Source organism: Lawsonibacter hominis (assembly GCF_014287895.1).
GTDB lineage: Bacteria > Bacillota > Clostridia > Oscillospirales > Oscillospiraceae > Lawsonibacter_A > Lawsonibacter_A hominis.
The window spans coordinates 16,847-35,085 of sequence record NZ_JACOPP010000016.1 but is presented as its reverse complement, the minus strand read 5'-3'; the positions used below and the strand labels follow the sequence as shown (position 1 = coordinate 35,085).

The 18,239-nt window shown below is 64.0% G+C and carries 14 protein-coding genes; 3 read left to right on the top strand and 11 right to left on the bottom strand.

The features are described 5' to 3' along the window. Positions 1-145: 145 nt before the first annotated feature. Genes H8S57_RS11430 through nuoE form a run of 3 tightly spaced genes read right to left on the bottom strand, consistent with a single transcriptional unit; the run spans position 146 to position 5,932 of the window. Entirely contained in the window at positions 146-3,634 is a 3,489-nt protein-coding gene (locus tag H8S57_RS11430; RefSeq protein ID WP_186908223.1) for an FAD-dependent oxidoreductase, read from the bottom strand. Between the two features lie 16 nt (positions 3,635-3,650). Then, entirely contained in the window at positions 3,651-5,405 is a 1,755-nt protein-coding gene (locus tag H8S57_RS11425; protein ID WP_186908222.1) for an NADH-quinone oxidoreductase subunit NuoF, read from the bottom strand. Next, positions 5,402-5,932, bottom strand: coding sequence for an NADH-quinone oxidoreductase subunit NuoE (nuoE, locus tag H8S57_RS11420; protein WP_186908221.1), 531 nt, complete (start codon positions 5,930-5,932; stop codon positions 5,402-5,404). The genes H8S57_RS11425 and nuoE overlap by 4 nt, the downstream gene beginning before the upstream one ends. Before the next feature lie 387 nt (positions 5,933-6,319). On the opposite strand from nuoE, the gene H8S57_RS17710 reads away from it, so the two are divergent. After that, positions 6,320-6,481, top strand: coding sequence for a small, acid-soluble spore protein, alpha/beta type (locus H8S57_RS17710; RefSeq protein WP_369807617.1), 162 nt, complete (start codon positions 6,320-6,322; stop codon positions 6,479-6,481). A 210-nt stretch (positions 6,482-6,691) separates the two neighbouring features. On the opposite strand, the gene H8S57_RS11410 is transcribed toward H8S57_RS17710, so the two are convergent. The 8 genes from H8S57_RS11410 to H8S57_RS11375 form a co-directional block, all read right to left on the bottom strand. Beyond that, positions 6,692-8,005, bottom strand: coding sequence for a hypothetical protein (locus tag H8S57_RS11410; RefSeq protein ID WP_186908219.1), 1,314 nt, complete (start codon positions 8,003-8,005; stop codon positions 6,692-6,694). A gap of 61 nt (positions 8,006-8,066) precedes the next feature. Continuing rightward, the gene (gene buk / locus H8S57_RS11405; protein WP_186908218.1) at positions 8,067-9,236 is read right to left on the bottom strand and encodes a butyrate kinase; all 1,170 of its coding nucleotides are present in this window, start codon (positions 9,234-9,236) and stop codon (positions 8,067-8,069) included. 12 nt (positions 9,237-9,248) lie between these two features. Next, a complete protein-coding gene (locus tag H8S57_RS11400; RefSeq protein WP_186908217.1) occupies positions 9,249-9,854 on the bottom strand; it encodes a PduL/EutD family phosphate acyltransferase in 606 nt (201 codons plus the stop codon). Between the two features lie 12 nt (positions 9,855-9,866). Next, entirely contained in the window at positions 9,867-10,709 is an 843-nt protein-coding gene (locus H8S57_RS11395; RefSeq protein ID WP_186908216.1) for a beta-keto acid cleavage family enzyme, read from the bottom strand. Positions 10,710-10,739: 30 nt separating this feature from the next. After that, positions 10,740-11,648 carry a 3-hydroxyacyl-CoA dehydrogenase NAD-binding domain-containing protein gene (locus H8S57_RS18055; protein ID WP_186908215.1) on the bottom strand — a complete coding sequence of 303 codons (909 nt, stop codon included), beginning with the start codon at positions 11,646-11,648 and terminating at the stop codon, positions 10,740-10,742. Between the two features lie 13 nt (positions 11,649-11,661). Beyond that, entirely contained in the window at positions 11,662-12,822 is a 1,161-nt protein-coding gene (locus H8S57_RS11385) for a thiolase family protein (protein ID WP_186908214.1), read from the bottom strand. 27 nt (positions 12,823-12,849) lie between these two features. Then, a complete protein-coding gene (locus tag H8S57_RS11380) occupies positions 12,850-14,082 on the bottom strand; it encodes a M24 family metallopeptidase (protein WP_186908213.1) in 1,233 nt (410 codons plus the stop codon). 27 nt (positions 14,083-14,109) lie between these two features. After that, positions 14,110-15,354 (bottom strand): M24 family metallopeptidase, encoded by a 1,245-nt coding sequence (locus H8S57_RS11375; protein WP_186908212.1) that lies wholly within the window; start codon positions 15,352-15,354, stop codon positions 14,110-14,112. 375 nt (positions 15,355-15,729) lie between these two features. Between H8S57_RS11375 and H8S57_RS11370 the strand changes: the two genes are divergently transcribed. Both H8S57_RS11370 and H8S57_RS11365 read left to right on the top strand, forming a co-directional pair. Beyond that, positions 15,730-16,977: a M24 family metallopeptidase gene (locus H8S57_RS11370; protein ID WP_186908211.1), complete on the top strand. Its 1,248-nt coding sequence runs from the start codon at positions 15,730-15,732 to the stop codon at positions 16,975-16,977. Positions 16,978-16,995: 18 nt separating this feature from the next. Then, a complete protein-coding gene (locus H8S57_RS11365; protein WP_186908210.1) occupies positions 16,996-18,219 on the top strand; it encodes a M24 family metallopeptidase in 1,224 nt (407 codons plus the stop codon). Positions 18,220-18,239: the final 20 nt, after the last annotated feature.

Below are 18,239 nucleotides of genomic sequence, written 5' to 3'. Positions count from 1 at the left end.
TGTCGTTTTTTATCATAACACAGGGATCGGACCAGGCGCAACCTCTATAAACTGAAAAGTACAAAATTTGATCAAAAAACAGAAAAACCGGCCGCCCATACGGGCGGCCGGTCAGCGAATGAGTGGGTTGGCCCGCTCAGCGCCCTCAGGGCATGCGGGAATCCATCAGGTTCATCAGGTAGTCCGCACAGGGGGTGGGCGCGACCAGGGCGGCGCCGGCCGGGACGGGGGCAAAGACCGGGGCGGCGCAGGTGAGCACGCCTCCGGTCACCTCGCCCAGCCGGGCGTTCCGGTAGACGGGCAGGGCCGCGTCCAGGGCGGCGGAGAGGTCCGCCTCATCCCCGTAGGGCAGCGCGACCTCGTACACCTGGGCGATGGCGCCCGCCACCTGCCAGTTGAGCAGAGGCACGTCGGAGTCGATGGCCGCGTGAACGGGCTGAAGGCGGCGCTCGGTGCTGGTAAAGGTGCCCTCGGCGCAGGCAAAGCCGGTGCCGGGGAAGACCACGTCGGCCCGGCGTGCGGTGTCGGTCAGGTGCACGTCGCACACAGCCAGGAACTCCAGATCCTTCACAGACGCGGCCTGGGGATCCTCGCCGAAGGTCAGCAGGGCCTTGACGCCCTCCATCGCCTCCCCTCCGGCGGTAATGCCCAGGTCGATGAGACCCTGGCTGTTGTTCTTGCTCCGGAGCTGGAGGATCCCGTCCCGGGGAGCGTTCAGGTGGCCGGACAGGGCTGCGATCTCGGCCAGCAGGGCGGCGGCGTCCGCCGTCAGCGGGTTCTGCTGGCAGAGGATCATCGCCTTCTTGGCCCCGGCGTACAGCGCGGCTACCTCCCTGGCCTGCTCGCCGGGCGTCACGCCGGAGAGGCTCTCGGCAAAGGCGTCGAAGCCTTGGGCGGAGCTGGTCTTGCCCAGGTCCAGCAGCGCGCGGGCCAGCTCCTTAAGGAAGGACAGGTCGTTTTTCACGTACACGGCCTTATGGAGGAAGGCCAGCTCCTGCTCCGCGCCCTCGGGGTTGATGAGGACGATCTTGGCGCCGTTCTTAGCGGCCTGCATCAGCTTCACCCGCATCACCGACTTGGCGGCGGTAAAGCCCACGGCCAGGATCACATCGGTGGAAAGCAGCTCGTCGATGGTGTTGGGGGAGGCGTCAAAGCCCAGCACCCGCTTGAGGCCGTTCTCCCGGTGGTCGAAGCACAGCGTCCGCGCGCCTATGGCGTCGGCCAGCTGCTTCATGGCGAAGGCCTCCTCGTTGGTCATCCGGGCGGAGATGGAGACGGCCACAGCGTCCTTGCCATGCCGGGCGGCCACGGCCTGAAGGCCCTTGGCGGTGCGGACGGCAGCCTCGTGGTAATCGGTCTGCTCCAGCACATTCCCGTGTTTCACCAGCGGGGCGTTCAGCCGCTCTTCCAGCTCGGCGCAGTCAAAGCCAAAGCGGCCCCGGGCACACAGCAGGCCCTTGTTGACGGAACCCTCCCGGTCGGGCACGGCCTTGATGAGCATGCCGCCGCCGGTCTCCAGGTGCATGGAGCAGCCCAGAGAGCAGAAGGAACAGGTGGTGTCGGTGCACTCGGTCTCCAGGGGCACGCTCTTCTGGAGCGAGAGCCGCTCTCCCAGCGCCCCGGTGGGGCAGACGCTGACGCACTGGCCGCAGGAGATGCATCCGGTGGTGCTCAGGGGCTGCTCCAGCGCGGGCTTGACCACCGTGTCGAAGCCGCGGTGCACCAGCCCCAGCGCACCCACGCCCATGACCTCGTCGCACACCCGCACGCACAGTCCGCACAGGATGCACTTGTTGGGGTCGCGCAGAAGGAAGGGGTGCTCGTCCTCATACTCCACCCGGTTCACGTCGCCGGAGAGCCGCTCGGGCGCGACCCGATACTCGTTTGCGTAGTGGATGAGCTTGCACTCGAAGTAGTCGTGGCAGCCGCACTCCAGACAGCGCTGGGCTTCCTCCATGGCCTGCTCGGGCCCGTACCCCGCCACGACCTCGGAGAAATTATCCCGGCGCGCTTCGGGGGAGAGCTGCTCCATCTTGGGCCGGCACTGGCGTTCCCGGTCTTCGAAGGTCTTTTCGGTGATATCGCGGCGCTCCACGGTATAGGGGCGCTTGTAGGCCGCCGCCTCGCCCCGCAGGTAGGCGTCGATGACGGCGCTGCTCTTTTTCGCGTCGGCAATGGACTCCACGGCGATGGAGATCTTATCGTTGCCGCAGTCGCCGCCGCAGAACACGCCGGGCAGGCTGGTGCGGAAGGTCTTCTTGTCGTATACCACGCCGCCCTTGCGGGTCAGCTCCAGGCCGGGCAGGCCGGCGGTGTCCACCTTCTGGCCGATCGCCAGGATGACCGTGTCCACCGCCAGGGTCTCGGTTTTGCCCTCCACGGGCTTGGGGGCACGGCGGCCGGAGGCGTCGGGCTCGCCCAGCTGCATCACCTGGAGGACGATCTCGCTCACCCGCCCGTCGGGGCCGGCCTTGATCTCCAGCGGATTGGTCAGGTTCTTGAAGATGACGCCCTCCTCCTCGGCCTCCTCGATCTCCAGACGGTCGGCGGGCATCTCGTCCTTGGTGCGGCGGTAGACGTTGTAGACCGCCTCCGCCCCCAGGCGCACGGCGGTGCGGCAGGCGTCCATGGCGGTGTTGCCGCCGCCCACGATGGCCACCCGCTTCCCCAGGGCGATGGGCTCGTTGCGGACCACGTGGCGGAGGAAATCGATGCCGCCGACGACGCCGGGGAGCTCCTCGCCGGGGCAGCCGGTGCCGGTGGACACCCAGGCGCCCACGCCCACCAGAACGGCGTCATAGGTCTCCCGCAGCGTCTCAAAGGAAATATCCTTCCCCACCCGGGTATTGGGGCGCAGCGTGACGCCCATGCGCGCGATGGTGGCGACCTCTTCGTCCACCACCGACTTGGGCAGGCGGTATTCGGGGATGCCGTAGCGCAGCATGCCGCCCAGCTTGGGCATGGCCTCGAAAATCGTCACGGCATGCCCCATCTGGCGCAGGAAATAGGCGGCCGACAGGCCGTAAGGGCCGCCGCCGATGATGGCCACGGATCTTCCGGTCTCCGGGGCGATCTCGGGCAGGAAGGGATCCTCCCCGGACTGATCCCAGTCGGCGGCAAAGCGCTTGAGCCAGGCAATGGCCACCGGCTGGTCCACCAGGGCCCGGCGGCAGTTGTCCTCGCAGGGATGGGGGCACACCCGGCCGATGGAGCCGGGCAGCGGGATGCGCTCCCGGATCAGCGCGATGGCCTCCTCAAAGCGGCCGTTGGCGATCAGGCCCACATAGCCCTGGCAGTCGGTGCCCGCCGGGCAGTTGAGCACGCAGGGGGGGCGGCAGTCGCCCACGTGGTTGGAGAGCAGCAGCTCCAGGTTGGTCTTGCGGGACTCCAGGACCCGCTTGGTTTTGGTGCGCACCACCATATTGGGTGCGATCTCGGTGGCGCAGGCCTTCACCAGCTTGGGATTGCCCTCCACCTCCACCACGCAGAGGCCGCAGGCCCCGTAAATGGTGGTGCGCTCGTCATAGCAGAGGGTGGGGATGGAGATATCGTTCTCCCGGGCCACCTCCAGGATGGTCTGACCGGGGACGCCCAGCACCTCTTTGCCGTCGATATTCAGTCTGTACTGTTTCATGTCGCTTCCCCTCCCCTCAGTCCTTGACGATCGCGCCGAATTTGCAGGAATCCATGCACTTGCCGCACTTGATGCACGTATCCTGGTCAATGACGTGGCGCTGCTTCACGCTGCCGGTGATGGCGCCGACCGGGCAGTTGCGGGCACACAGCGTACACCCCTTGCACGCGTCGGTGATCTCATAGTGGATCAAGGCCTTGCAGGAGTGGGCCGTACACTTCTTTTTGTAGATGTGGTCCTCATACTCGTTGCGGAAGTAGCGGATGGTGGTGAGCACCGGGTTGGGCGCCGTCTGGCCCAGGCCGCACATGGAGCCGTCCTTGATCTTTTCGGCCAGCTCCTCCAGCAGTTCGATGTCGCCGTCCCTGCCCTCGCCCCGGGTGATGCGCTCCAGGATCTCCAGCATCCGCTTGGTGCCCACGCGGCAGTAGTTGCACTTGCCGCAGGACTCCTTGCGGGTAAAGTCCAGGAAGAAGCGGGCCATATCCACCATGCAGGTATCCTCGTCCATGACGATCATGCCGCCGGAGCCTACGATGGCGCCGGTCTTGGGGATGGACTCGTAGTCCACGGTGGTGCCGGCCAGTTCCGCGGGGATACAGCCGCCGGAGGGGCCGCCCATCTGCACGGCCTTAAAGGCTTTGTCGTTTTTGATGCCGCCGCCGATGCCGAAAATGATGTCGCGGATGGGCAGGCCCATGGGCACCTCCACCAGGCCGCCCTTCTTGATCTTGCCCGCCAGGGCAAAGACCTTGGTGCCGGCGCTTTTTTCCGTGCCGATGGCCGCCAGGGCCGCGCCGCCGTGGAGCAGGACCCAGGGCACGTTGGCGAAGGTCTCCACGTTGTTGATGTTGGTGGGCTTCTGCCAGTAGCCCCGCTGGGCGGGGAAGGGGGGCTTGAGCCGGGGCATGCCCCGCTCGCCCTCCAGAGAAGCGATGAGCGCGGTCTCCTCGCCGCAGACGAACGCGCCTGCGCCCGCCTTGATGCGGATGTCAAAGCTGAAGCCGGTGCCGAAGAGGTTCTGCCCCAAAAAGCCCCGCTCCCGGGCCTGCGCCATGGCGATCTCCAGGCGCTTGATGGCCAACGGGTACTCGGCCCGGACGTAGATCACGCCCTGGCTGGCCCCGATGGCGTAGCCGCCGATGAGCATGCCCTCCAGCACGGAGTGGGGGTCGCCCTCCAGCACGGAGCGGTCCATAAACGCGCCGGGGTCGCCCTCGTCGGCGTTGCAGACCATATACTTCTGGTCGGCCTGATTCTGCCGTGCGGCGTTCCATTTGAACCAGGTGGGGAAGCCCGCGCCGCCGCGGCCCCGCAGCCCGGAGATGCGCACCTCTTCAATGACCTGCTGGGGCGTCATGGAGGTGACCGCCTTCTTTGCGGCCTCGTAGCCGCCGGCGGCTATGTACTCTTCGATGTGCTCGGGATTGATAACGCCGCAGTTGCGCAGCACGATGCGCTTTTGCTGGGAAAGGAAGGCCTCGTCCTGCCGGGAGATGGCCAGATCCTCCACGATCCTGCCGCCCATCAGGTGCTCTTCCACGATGGCGGCGGCCTTATCGGGCTGGACCTTCACATAACGGGCCTGAAGGGCGCCGTCGTCCCCGTACACGTCCACGATGGGTTCCAGGTAGCAGGTGCCCACGCAGCCGGTCAGATCCACGGCCACATTCGTCAGGCCCTTTTCCGCGATGAGCCGCTCCAGCTCATCGGAGGTCTTGCGGGCGCCGGTCGCTACGCCGCAGCTGCCCTGTCCAACGACTACTTTCATTTCGACGCCGCCTCCTTTGCACGGATGTCCTGCAGGATGGCCCTGACCTTCGCCTTGGTCAGGTTTCCGTAGGTCTCATCCCCATCCGCCGTGCGGATCATCATCACCGGCGCCAGGCTGCAGCAGCCCAGGCACGCCACATTGTTGAGCGTAAACAGGCCGTCCTCGGTGGTCTGCCCGTCGGTGATGCCCAGTTCCTCGGTGACCGCCTCCTCGATGCTGTCCGCGCCGTTGACGTGGCAGGCGGTCCCCTTGCACAGCATAATGAGATGCTTGCCGATGGGACTCAGGCGGAACTGGGTGTAGAAGGTAGCCACGCCATAGATCTTGGCGGGCTTGATGCCGGTGTATTCCGCAATGTATTGGATGGCGTCGGTGGAAAGATAGCCGTAAAGATCCTGCGCATGCTGCAGGATGGTGATCAAGCTGCCCGGCGTCTTCCCGTACTGTTCCAGTACGGGAGCCAACGCGGAAAAGGCGGCCTCTTTGCTGCCGCAGCCGCAGCAGCACGTCCCATTGCTCGTCATTTGCCGTTCCCTCCCAGAAAATAGACGGCCGAACCCGGCCGCAGGCCTCCATGGGGGCCCTGTCCCAAACAGTATAGCAAAGAAGCGGGATCGGTTCAAGAGGTAACTCAAAGGAAAGGGATCTGTCGATTCCTGCCGCCTGCCCGGGCGCCGGACCTTCTTTTCCCGGTGCGCGCACCCGCGGCCCGACCTCGTTTGAACCCTTCCCATCCGAAAACAGATCCGGCCGCGCAGCTTTTGCGCTCCGGCAAGGCGGCGGCGGCCGGAACGCCGCCGCCGAAATACGTGCAGGACCCGATCCGGCCCGTTTCTGATTTTAAAAAGAGGGCGAAATGTCCTGAACGCGCAAAAATTGGAGCACATATAAAATCTGCCCGGGGCAAAGATATGTTCGGATTCCCAATCCAACAAAACAAACAGACAAGGAGATGCAACATCATGTCTAGTTCCAACAATTCTAATCAGCCTGTCGTCCCCAGCGCCCGCGAGGCTCTGAACAAGTTCAAGATGGAGGCCGCTCAGGACCTGCGTGTACCTGTACCATCTTAAAGATTACAGGAAAAATGTTATTAAAATCTACTTAAATCGACGAATTGAACCACAACAAAGTAAAAAGCGCGGCCTTACGAGGGTATCACCTGGATCGGTTCTGAGCAGGGCCGGAGATCCTCCCTCTCTGCGCAAAATCGGCAGAGTGCCTATGTAGAGGCACTCTGCCGGTTTTTGTCCGGATATTCTATGGGTTCCGCCTTCTGGGGCTCAGCCGAACACACCCGCAGCGGCGGCTATGGTGGCCAATATGGTGATGATGCCCGTGGCTACAATCGTGGTGGTGAAGATGGTGGGATAGGCTTTTTTCATGGGGCAGTCACACAGCTCGGTTTGAATGACGATGGCGGCGTTGGTGGGCAGGGAGTCAAACACCGTGCAGGCCCAGGTGGCAATGATGACGCAGGCATACATGGACATGCTCTGTCCGATATAGCCGCTGACTGCCACCGTGCAGATGGTGGGGATGGCACCCGCCCCGGAAAAGGAGACCAGGATGACCGCCAGCACCGCAAAGCTCACATAGGGGTTGATTCCGCTTTCTGCCAGTGCGTCGATGCCCCACTGGAACGCCGGGCTCAGGGACATGACCATGGTGGGCAGCACCATCAGCATGAACTGGAGCGGGATCAGAAGCACGCCGTCGTTGGTATAGTGGATCATGGAAGCGAAGTGACTCTTCCCCTCCTCCTGCGGGAAGTAGCGGTACAGGCAGATCATGGTGGCGATCAGGCCGAAGGTGATGGAGACCCATGCCTCAATGCCCAGGAAGGTGTACGTGATAATGACCACCACAATCGGCAGGAAACAGAGCCACACCGGCGGGAGTTCCCGGTTCGTCTCTGTGAGCATCATGCGGCCCTGTTCGAAGTGGCGGCCCGCAGCCCGGTCCTTTTTCACATAGCGTAACATGATCAAGCACACGAGCACGATGTAGAGCAGCATCAGCATCAGCCGCGGGAGGAAGTAGGCTGTTGGGCTGTACCCCGGCAGATAGAGGGCGAACATAACATTGGTCTGTGTAGGAGCGCCGGGCAGAACCAGCCCGATGGTGCCTGCGATCACCAGCACCGCGTTCAGATGCCGCCGGTCGATGTCCGCCTGGCGGAAGACCACGGCCCCCACGGCGAACATGGTCACCATCACCGCGTCGTTCACAAAGCCCGCCAGACCCAGAATGATGCGGAACACGATGAACAGCAGAATGGACAGAATAATCCGGGCATCCTCATTTTTGACCCGCTGCGTGGGCTTGAGCAGCCATACCGCCAGACTGTCAATTGCGCCCGCCTTGGTGTACAGGACGCCCATGGCGGCGCCGAACAGGGTGACGAACACGGCAGGCATCAGGACAGAGCCCCATGTGGACAGCGCGCTCTGGAAGGTGGCCACATAGTCCATGCCGTTGGTCCAGATCATCAGGGAACAGCCGATGACCACGGACAGAATGGGGCTGAGCCCCTTATAGATCAGAAATGCGATTAAGATCAGGGACAGGATGAGTGCGCAAGCCTGAAACAACATCGGCTCCTCTCCTCTCGCTTTTTAAGTGGCCCCAGCGGGCCGAGGCAGAAAAAGGACGCTGTTATAGGGCCAGCATGGCCTGTACGGCCGGGCGGTCCAGGATATCCGGCCGGACCGTCTTGAAGTGGGAGATATAGGAGTCCATCGTCTGGAAGCCCTCGGGGAGCTCTGTATAGTGCTTGACCGCCTCCTGGCCGCTGAGCACCCGCAGGCCGCCGCGGGCCATGGCCAGCATCTCCCGCTCACCGGGGATCACCAGGACAGGGGCCATGGCCCCCACCCGGTCCTTCACCCAGCCGGTGAAGCGCTTGGAGTTGGCCACGCCGCCGGTGAGGACGATGGCGTCCGCCCGACTGCCCAGCACGGCGAACATCTCGCCGATGGCCTTGCAGATCTGGTAGGCCATGACCTGATAGAGGAACTCCGCCTCCCGGTCGCCGGCGTCGATCTTCTCCTCCAGGGCGATCATGGTGTCCACATGGAAGTAGGACAGCAGGCCGCCGGCGTCGGTGATGCGCTGCATCTCCTGCATGGTCCTCTTTTCCACATAGCACATCTGCATCATCTGCAGGAAGCTGACCCGGCCCGCCCGCTGGGGACCCATGGGGCCCTCGTCGCACATCACCGAGTCGTCGATCACGCCGTGGTTGTGGGCGGAGACGGAGATCCCCCCGCCCAGGTGGGCGATCACCAGCCTGCTCTCCTCATAGGCTTTCCCAAGCTGCGCGGCCGCCTCCCGGCCCACCATGCGGGTGTTCAGGTTATGGCACCCCACGCGGCGGGCCACGCCGGGGATGCCCGACATGTGGGCCAGCGGGCTGGCCTGGTCGGCGGACACCGCATCGTAGAAAATGGCGGGCTTGCCGCCGGCCCGCTGGGCCAGGGAGTAGGCCAGAATGGGGGCCAGGTTGGAGGCGTGGTATGTGGGCGCGTCACTGAAGCAGAGGAGCTGAACCACCGTCTTGTCGATCTCATAGGCCCCGTATTCCACCCGGCCGGGGGCGCCGCCCCGGGAGACAAAGAGGTCGATGTCCGCCAGGGAGATGTGGTTCTCTTCCAAAAAGGCGGTGATGCTCTCCATGCGGGCCTCGTACTCGTCTAGCACGTGAACCCGGCCCTGTCCCTCGGGCTTGGGGAAGGTGAGGCTCTGCTCCAGGATGGGGGTGTCATCCTCGAAATAGGCCAGCTTGGTAGAGGTGGAACCGGGGTTGATAGCCAGAATCTTTTTCATCTCATCCACCTCCTATTCGCCCCTGGAGAGCCAGCCGCCGTCCTGCTGGAACAGCGCGCAGGCGTTCCACTCGTCATAATCCAGATGCACGTCCGACACCTCCATGCCCACCTCCCGGGGCGGGACCTTGGCAATGACCCCGTGAAAGGTGGTGGGCCGTGCCCCCTCAATACGCAGGTCGCAGGGGTCGTTGTTTTTCACGCCGATGCGCTCGGCGTCGTCCGGGGTCAGATGGACATGGCGGCGGGCCACAAACATCCCCCGGGTGAGTTTCACACTGCCGTAGGGGCCGCGCAGGCAGACAGGCATGGTTCCCTCCAGCTTGCCGCTGTCCCCCAGAGGCGGAACCGCACCGATCATCCGGCCCTCGGTATAGCTCACCTCCACCTGGGTCTCCCGGCGCGCGGGCCCCAGCACCGAGCAGGAGAAGCTCTTGCCCTCAGGGCCCACCACCTCCACCTTGAGGTCGCTTAGGAAATCGCCTTTTCCGTCCGCGCCCAGCACCCGTTTGGGCCTGATCTCCGCCTCCGGGCCGAACAGCGTCTTCAAATCCGCCTCACTCAGGTGGACATGGCGGCCGGAGGCATGTACCAGCACCTTCACTTCCTTTTTTTCCATCACAGCTCCCCCTCAGTGTTTGTAATTGCAGTTTTGCAGATGGAGAATCTCCCGGGCCTCGTCAGGCGTGGCGACCTCGTTGCCGAACTCCCGCACCACCCGGGCGGCGCGCTCCACCAGCATCTCGTTGGTGGCCAGCACGCCCTTTTTATAGTACACGTTGTCCTCCAGGCCCACCCGGATGTTTCCGCCGCAGGCCAAGGCGGTGTACAGGACGGGCAGATGCCCCGCGCCCACGCCGAAGGCGGACCAGGTGGAGCCGGGCGGCAGCAGCCGGGACATCTCCGCCACGTTGTAGGCGGTGGCCTTGGCCTGCCCAAGCACGCCCAGGCAGAGCTGGAAGTGGAGCGAACCCTCGGGCAGAACCTTCTCCTTCTCCTGGAAGTACACCGCGGCGTTGATCATGCCGAAATCAAACACCTCGATCTCCGGCTTGATGTTGTTTTCGATGCACACCTTCCCCAGCTTGCGGAGGAAATCGGGGGTATTGTCGAAAATCGGGCCGGGCAGCCAGTTGAAGGACCCCACGTCGTAGGAGCACATCTCCGGCTTGAGCAGCTGGATGTGCTCGAAGCGGACCTCATCGCAGGGGTAGTCCTTTCCGCCGGACGACGTCAGGTTGATCACCAGATCGGTGGTGTCCCGGATGCGGTCCACCGCCTCTTTGAACCGGGCCTTGTCCATGGTGCCGTGGCCTTCCTCGTCCCGCATATGCAGATGGACGATGGCCGCGCCCTTTTTCCACACCCGCACCGCGTCCTCCGCGATCTCCTTGGGGGTGAGGGGGATGTAGGGATTGATCTCCTTGGGGGTGACCGCGCCGGTCAAGGACGCGGTAATGATGGTCTTTGCCATGTTGCTGTCCTCCTTCAGGTTTCCATGGAATCAGATTTTATGGTGGAGCTTCAGGATCTCCACAAACGCCCGGTCCCGGAACTTACTGACGCCCTCCACCGTGTTGCCGAATTCCGCCGGACGGCAGGCGATCTCCTCGTCCACGCCGTCGGCGATGCGCTGAATGACGGCGGTTTTTCCCGAATCCTCCTCCTCGTTGCCGTACTTCTTGCCCATCATGCGGAAGCCGCCCGGCACGCCCAGGGACATGGTGAGCAGTTGCCCGGTCACCGCCATGCGCAGGCCGGGACCGAACATGATGGCCTTGTCGATGTCCTCCACGCTGCACACGCCGTCGGCCACGGCCTGGATGGCTCCGTCCATGACAGCCCAGGAGAGCTTGTTGACTAGGAAGCCGTGGACCTCTTTGCGGCAGAGCACCGGCTCCTTGCCCATGGCCCGGTAGACCTCCATGGCGGTGTCAATACTGTCCTGGCTGGCGCGAGGGCCGCAGACCTCCACCAGGGGCAGAAGGTACGAGGGGTTATAGGGGTGGCCCACCAGGATCCGCTCCGGATAGAGCGCGCCCTCCGCCAGGGCCGAGGGGAACATCCCGGAGGTGGAGCTGGCGATGACCGGCTCCGCCCCCACCAGCTCCTGGATGCTGCGGTAGGTCGCCTGCTTGAGCTCCAGTCGCTCCGGCACGCACTCCTGCACGAGGCGCGCCCCGGTGACGGCCTGGGCCAGATCCTGTGTAAACGACATCCCAGCCAGGGCGGCCGAGGCCGCCGGGGCATCCACGGCGCCCGCCTCCGTCAGGCTGTCCAGAATCCCGCGCACCGTCCCCTGGACGGTCTCGGGCGGGGCCACATCATACAGACTGACCTGGTGCCCCTTGAGGGCGGCGTTGACCGCCAGCCCGGCGCCGATCATCCCGGCGCCCACAAATGCGATTTTCACGGTGTCTCCTCCTTTAACGCTCTAGCAGTTCCAGAATGCCGGCAGCCCCCATGCCGCCGCCCACGCACATGGTGATCAGGGCGTATTTCCCGCCGTTCTGCTGCAGATAGTCCAGTGCCTTGATGGTGAGGAAAATGCCCGTTGCACCCTGGGGGTGCCCCAGGGCCATGGCGCCGCCCCAGGGGTTGACCTTTTCCTCGGGCAGGCCCAGTGTGCGGATGCAGTAGAGGGCCTGAGAGGCAAAGGCCTCGTTGAGCTCGATGACATCCATGTCGCTGATATGCAGGCCGGTCTTTTCCATGACCTTGGGCACGGCGACGGTGGGGCCGACGCCCATCTCGTCCGGGGCGCAGCCGCCCACGGCAAACCCCACGTAACGGGCGATCGGCTTCACGCCCAGCTGGGCGGCCCTGTCTGCGGACATGAGCACCGCGGCAGCGGCGGCATCCGTCATCTGGGAGGAGTTGCCGGCCGTCACGCAGCCCCCCTCCAGAAAGCTGGGCTCCAGGGCAGCCAGGGCCTCCAGGCTGGTGTCCGGGCGGATGCCCTCGTCCTCCGTCTGGACGCTGCCATCCGGAAGGGTGATGGGGATGATACTCCTGGCCAGTGCGCCGGACTGTTGGGCGGCGAAGGCCTTGCGGTGGGACTGCAGGGCCATCAGATCCTGATCGCGGCGGGAGATGTGGTAGCGCCTGGCCACATTTTCCGCCGTGATGCCCATGGGGGTCAGGGAGTCCGGGCGGTTTTCCAGAAGCCACTGGTTCATGTGCGTCATGTCCAGGGGGCCAAAGCTGTTGGTCATATCCTCCGCGCCGCACACCATCACGATGTCCATCTCCCCGGTGCGGATGGCATCCGCCGCCAGGGCGATGGCCTGCAGGCCGGTGGAGCAGTAGCGGTTGATGGTGAAGGCGGGCACGCTGTCGGGGAGCTGGGCCCGGTGGACCACGTTGCGCCCGGCATTCATGGCCAGGGCGTTCATGGTCGCCGCAGTGCCGAAGATGAAGTCGTCCAGCATCTCCGGCTTGACCTGGGGGAGCCTGTCCAGTACCCCCCGCACCACCTGGGCGGTGTAATCAATGGCGTTCATCTTGGTGCGGGCATAGCCGCCCTTCCGGGCCTTGCAGCAGGGGGAGCGGCCGTAGGCCACCAGCACCACGTCTCGCAATTCCATGCGGAGCACTCCTTTCCGTGTCTGGATCTACTGTCCCAGGGGGATCTCGATAATCTGATCCACCGGGTACTGAGTGAGCACCTGGCAGCCCTCCTCGGTGACCAGCACCGTCTCTTTGATGCTGGCGCCGAAGTCCGCGCCCTTGGGCCCGTACCAGGTCTCTAGGGCGAAGGTCATGCCGGACTGGAGGGTGACGGGGTCGTGGCCGTCCAGGGCGCTGAACCAGGGGCCGTCCTCGAAGATCAGGCCGATCCCGTGGCCCCGGGCGCAGCGGCGCACGTCGTCCGCCTCGGAGTACCCCCAGAATACGGGGCTGTCCGGCCAGGCCGCCTGGATATCGGCGGTGGTGCGGCCCGGGCGAATGGCGGCGATGGCGTCCCGCATCAGCTTCAGGGCCTGGGCGTAGGCGTCCTTCTGCTCCTGCGAGGCCCTGCCGATGACAAAGGTACGGCCCAGGCTGGTCTTGTAGCCGTTGAAACACACCGCGTCCATGTGGACTGCTGTCAGCTCGCCGGCCATGATCAGCCGGTCGGTATAGTCGCAGTGCATGGGGTTGGTGCGCCAGCCGGACGCCACGGCGGGGGGCACCACCTCGTCGGTGCCGTGGAAGTACTGCTTGCGCACGCCGATGGCCACCAGGTCGTTTTCCCGGATGGCGGGGTGCATGGCCTTCTGTATCTCGTAGAGAGAGGACTCCGCGATGGCGGCGCTGATTTTCATACAGGCGATCTCGTCCACGCTCTTGATGCTCCGGGTCTCTCTCAGCTCCTCGGTGGGAACCACGACGGGGATGCCCCGCTTGGCAAACAGCTCCGCCACCAGCTGGGGCATGGGGCAGGCGTCCAGGCCGACGGGCAGCTCCTCGACGCCGAACTGCTTCCGCAGTTCCTCGATCTTGTCCATAAAACCGGCCCACATGGGCTCGGTAAAGGCCATTTTGCCGCTGTTGATGTTCTTCACCACATGGTCGGCCGGCATCCAGGGGTAGTAGTCCTTGAGGCGGAAGGGGTCCATTACCGTGGTTGCGTTGAGGATAGGTTCATCCCCCCGGCAGAGGATGCTCAGCATGGTGGCCGCCCAGCGGCAGGGCACCGTGGGGTATCCCGCGTTGATGTAGCGCATATTCCAGGCGTCCCAGGTGACCAGCACGCCGATGCCGCAGCGGTCCATCATCTCCCGCACCCGGGAGAGCCGGTAGTTCCGCATGGCCGCGTAGTCGATCCCGATGTTGCGGTCGGTTGCAATCTGTGAATAGGGCATAGCCGAAACCTCCTTCTGGTTTTCTGATCAGAGCGGGCACTCAATGATCTGGCCCACCGGGTATTTGGTCAGGCGCTCATAGCCGTCCTCCGTGATGGCCACGCACTCCTCCAGGCGGGTGCCGTATGCCTTGCGCTTGTGATCACGGTCGCCGAAATAGGTCTCAATGGCGATGCACATCCCCTTTTCGAAGGTGACGCAGGGCGGCCGGCCGCCTTTGGGGCCCCCGACGCCGAACATGGGGTGCTCGTGGAGGGACAGGCCGATGCCGTGGGCCAACGCATAGCCGCCCAGGTTGCTGGTGTCGTCCACGCCCCAGAAGCCGGGATCACTGGGCCAGGCGTTGAGCACATCGTCGGTGGTGCTGCCCGCCTTCATCTGGGCCATGCCGTCGTACATCATCTTGCGGGCCACCTCGTAGCCCTCCTTCTGCTCCGCCGTGGCCTCGCCGCAGATAAAGGTGCGGTAGTAGCAGGACTTGTAGCCCTGGAACGAGTTGCCGTTGATGTCGATGACCACATAGTCACCGGGCCGCACGATGCGGTCGGTGAAGTCGATGTGCAGCGGATTGACCCGGGGGCCGGAGGCCACCACGAAATCCATGGTCTCGTCCGCGCCCAGGCTGTACAGGGCCTCCATGCCGAGGCCCTGGAGCTCACACTCCCGCACGCCGGGGCGGATGGCCTTCTGAATGGCGGCGAAGGCGGCGTCGGCGGCGTAGCAGGCGTAGCGCACGCAGGCCAGCTCATCCTCATTTTTGATCATGCGGGCCTTGAACATGGTGAGCACCGGGTCGGTGACGGAAAACCCGGCGCGCTGAAGCGCCTCGGCGTAGACGGCGAAGCTGGGGCAGGCATCCAGGCCGATCAGGCCGGAGGTGATGCCGTACTCCGCCAGGATGCCGCACACGCGCTGGAGAAATGTATCGGTCTGTTCCAGCCTGGTGACGAATTTCCCGCCCTCCGGCGCGGCCCAGACCCGGCCGTTGAGCCAGGGCATCTCCTCCTGCAGGGCCTCGGTGGCATAACAGGTATAGGAAAACAGATGGGGCTCGCCGTTGCGGGGGAGCACGACGAACTGCTGCCCTCCCCAGCGTGTGGCCATGGGTACGTAGGCGCTGGCGATGTAGCGGATGTCCCAGGGCTCCCACGTGATGATGGCATCCAGACCGTCCTCCTCCATCATCTGCTTCGTCCGCTCCAACCGGTAGGCCCGCATCCGCTCATAGTTGATGTTTCTCAGGCGGTCGCTGGCGATACTTCCAAAGGGCATAGTCTTCTCCTCCTTTTCATGGGACGCACTGTCAGCATCTCTGTCATGGGGATGTGTGCAAAACGTGTGCCAACTCCCCCTCGGTTGCATGGCGCTCTGTTTTGGGTCCCCAAACCGTCCGGATTCCGGCTGAAAACGCCATCCCGGCCGGAGCGGTTCGCTCCGGCCGGGATGGCGTTTTGTTGCCATATTGCAAATTTATGTTGCAAAAATGCAACGATTTTTCGGGCACAGGGACAGAAAGCACCTGAAAATCGCCGTGCTGCAGGGGAAGCGGAACTTGGCACAGGGCTTGCAGGAGTTCCAGGCAGTGAGGGATATCTGGAATGTGCAGCTTCCCGAAACCAAATCTGAACCATAAAGGAGGAAGAAGATATGCCTTTTTCCATGATGGCGTATGACCGCCTGCAGGGAATCGACTTCCCGCGGATGCGGGCCTACCGGCTGGAGCGCGCCAAGAAAATGATGGAAGAGGACGGCGTGGATCTCCTGGTCACCTGGGAGCCCTGGAACGTCCGTTACCTCACCGGCGGCTACCTGAATATGCAGAGCCGGTGGGCCTGCGAGCAGTTTGCCATCCTGCCCCGCAACGGCGAGCCCCACCTGTACGCCTATACCTGCTATGATCCGGACAAGGCCGAGGAGGAGATGCCCTGGATGAAGGGTCGCATCCACCCCGTGCCCTTCGGCGGCAAGCTGGCGATGACACCGGAACAGATCGAGGGGACCCTGCGGGAGATCGGGCGGATCATGGCGGAATATGGGATCACCTCCGGCACGGTGGGTCTGGACAACTGCCCCAACTATTACATGTATGAGGCCCGCATGAAGACCTTGGGCTTCCGGATGGTGGATCCGGTCTTCACGCTGTTCAAGGCCAGGGCCGTGAAAAACGTGGACGAGGTTGCCTGTGTGCGCATGGCCTGCCACACCGCCGACGCGGCGTTCTCCGCCATCCGGCGGGCGATCCGCCCGGGGATCCGGGAGAGCGAGCTCCAGGGCATCGGGCAGGAGGCGCTCTTTGCCAACGGCACGGACGAGAGCATGGATTTCGTGGTGGCCTCCGGCCCCCGCACCTTCCCGCTCCATATCGACTATACCGACCGCATCATCCGCCCCGGCGACTACATCGACATTGATATCAACGGCAACTCCTATATGGGATACAAATCCTGCTACTACCGCACCTTCATCTGCGGCGAGGCCAACGAGGAGCAGAAGGAGGGCTTTGAGGTGGCCCGCAAGATGATGTACGACGGCATGGCCCAGATCAAGCCGGGCAATACCACCGCCGACTGCCTTGCCGTGTGGCCCAAGGGGCCGGAGTTCTGGGGCTATGAGCCGGACAACCGGCGCATCCTGGGCGGTCTGTGCCTGGCCCACGGCATCGGCCTGTCCCTTCATGAATACCCCATGTTCGGCGTGGGCGGCCCGTCGGAGGCGGCCCGGGCGGTGGAGTTTGAGGAGGGGATGTGCATCGCGGTGGAGACCTACTTTGGGGACCGCAACCACGAGCGCCACGCCTATGGCACGCGGGTGGAGGAGTGTGTGGCCGTGACCAAGGACGGATACGAGCTGCTGACCCGCTTCCCCATCGACAGCATCATCGAGTGTCCGTATTAAGGGAAGGGAGGGAGTATTATGCCTTTTGGAACAAACGGGACCGACCGGTACATGGGAATCGACTACGACCGGATGCGCAAATACCGCCTTGCCAGAGTCCGCGAGGTGATGGACAAGTATCAATACGGCACGCTCATCAGCTGGGACGCCTGGAATATGCGCTACATGACCGGCGGCTTTCCCACAGTGCCCTGCCGCTGGTCGGCCAGCATGATCAGCATGCTCTGCCAGGGCGGGGAGCCCCTGCTCTCCGCCACCACCAGCTTTGACCCGGACGATCTGAAAAAAGTCATGCCCTGGCTCCGGAAGGATCACGTGACCAAGGACATCGGCGGAGGCAAGCTGGCGTTCCGGCCAGAGGAGTGGAAAGGCTTCATGGACTACGTCTGCCGCTTCATCGAGGACAACGGCGCGGTTGGAAAGGTGGTGGCCCTGGATCTGCCCCCGGCTCCAGCCATCCTCAAGGAGCTCTTCCACGAGCGGGGTTATCAGGTGGTGATCCCCACCCAGGCCATGTATGAGATGCGCATGATCAAAAACCCCGACGAGATTGCCTGCATCAAAATCAGCGCCGCCATTGCTGAGGCCGCTATGTCGGACATCGCCCGGGAAATCCACGCCTGTGTGACGGAGAACAAGCTGTCCAGCGTGGGGCTGCGCCGGGAGTACTTCATGGGCTCCGACGAGGTGCTCCCCGTGGCGGTGGCCTCCGGCCCGCGGACCAACCCCATGCACAATGACTTTACAGACCGGATGCTGGTGGCTGGTGATCTGGTGAACGTCAGCGTGGATGCCGCCACCTACTGCGCCTACAAGACCAGCCTGGGCCGCACCTTCTGTGTGGAAAAGGCATCCCAGGCGCAGAAGGACGCCTATTCCGTGGCCTATGAGCTGATGCAGAAGGGCATCTCCGCCATCAAGCCGGGCAATACCACCGCCCACATCTGTGCCCAGTGGCCCAAGGATCCGGCCTTCTGGGGCTACAGCGACATGGCCGCCTGCCAGCACTTTGCCAAGGGACATGGCATCGGTCTGGTGTTCCAGGAGGCGCCCTTTTTCAGCTGCGCATACAACGACGCCACGGAGCTGCGGCCCGGCATGGTGCTGGCCCTGGAGACCTGGTACGGCCCCCGCGGGGCGGACTTCGGCGCCGGCATCAAGGAGACGGTGCTGGTCACCGAGACGGGCTGCGACGTGCTGACCCATTACCGCAGCGATCAGATCATCGAGTGCCAGGCGTAGGCCGGCCCGGCTGTTGGAAG

Coding starts and splice junctions, on each gene's coding strand:
- H8S57_RS11375 (WP_186908212.1), bottom strand. CDS start 15,354: ATGCCCTTTGGAAGTATCGCCAGCGACCGCCTGAGAAACATCAACTAT.
- H8S57_RS11395 (WP_186908216.1), bottom strand. CDS start 10,709: ATGGCAAAGACCATCATTACCGCGTCCTTGACCGGCGCGGTCACCCCC.
- H8S57_RS11425 (WP_186908222.1), bottom strand. CDS start 5,405: ATGAAAGTAGTCGTTGGACAGGGCAGCTGCGGCGTAGCGACCGGCGCC.
- H8S57_RS17710 (WP_369807617.1), top strand. CDS start 6,320: ATGTTCGGATTCCCAATCCAACAAAACAAACAGACAAGGAGATGCAAC.
- H8S57_RS11400 (WP_186908217.1), bottom strand. CDS start 9,854: ATGGAAAAAAAGGAAGTGAAGGTGCTGGTACATGCCTCCGGCCGCCAT.
- H8S57_RS11410 (WP_186908219.1), bottom strand. CDS start 8,005: ATGTTGTTTCAGGCTTGCGCACTCATCCTGTCCCTGATCTTAATCGCA.
- H8S57_RS11385 (WP_186908214.1), bottom strand. CDS start 12,822: ATGGAATTGCGAGACGTGGTGCTGGTGGCCTACGGCCGCTCCCCCTGC.
- nuoE (WP_186908221.1), bottom strand. CDS start 5,932: ATGACGAGCAATGGGACGTGCTGCTGCGGCTGCGGCAGCAAAGAGGCC.
- H8S57_RS11365 (WP_186908210.1), top strand. CDS start 16,996: ATGCCTTTTGGAACAAACGGGACCGACCGGTACATGGGAATCGACTAC.
- H8S57_RS11380 (WP_186908213.1), bottom strand. CDS start 14,082: ATGCCCTATTCACAGATTGCAACCGACCGCAACATCGGGATCGACTAC.
- H8S57_RS11370 (WP_186908211.1), top strand. CDS start 15,730: ATGCCTTTTTCCATGATGGCGTATGACCGCCTGCAGGGAATCGACTTC.
- H8S57_RS11430 (WP_186908223.1), bottom strand. CDS start 3,634: ATGAAACAGTACAGACTGAATATCGACGGCAAAGAGGTGCTGGGCGTC.
- buk (WP_186908218.1), bottom strand. CDS start 9,236: ATGAAAAAGATTCTGGCTATCAACCCCGGTTCCACCTCTACCAAGCTG.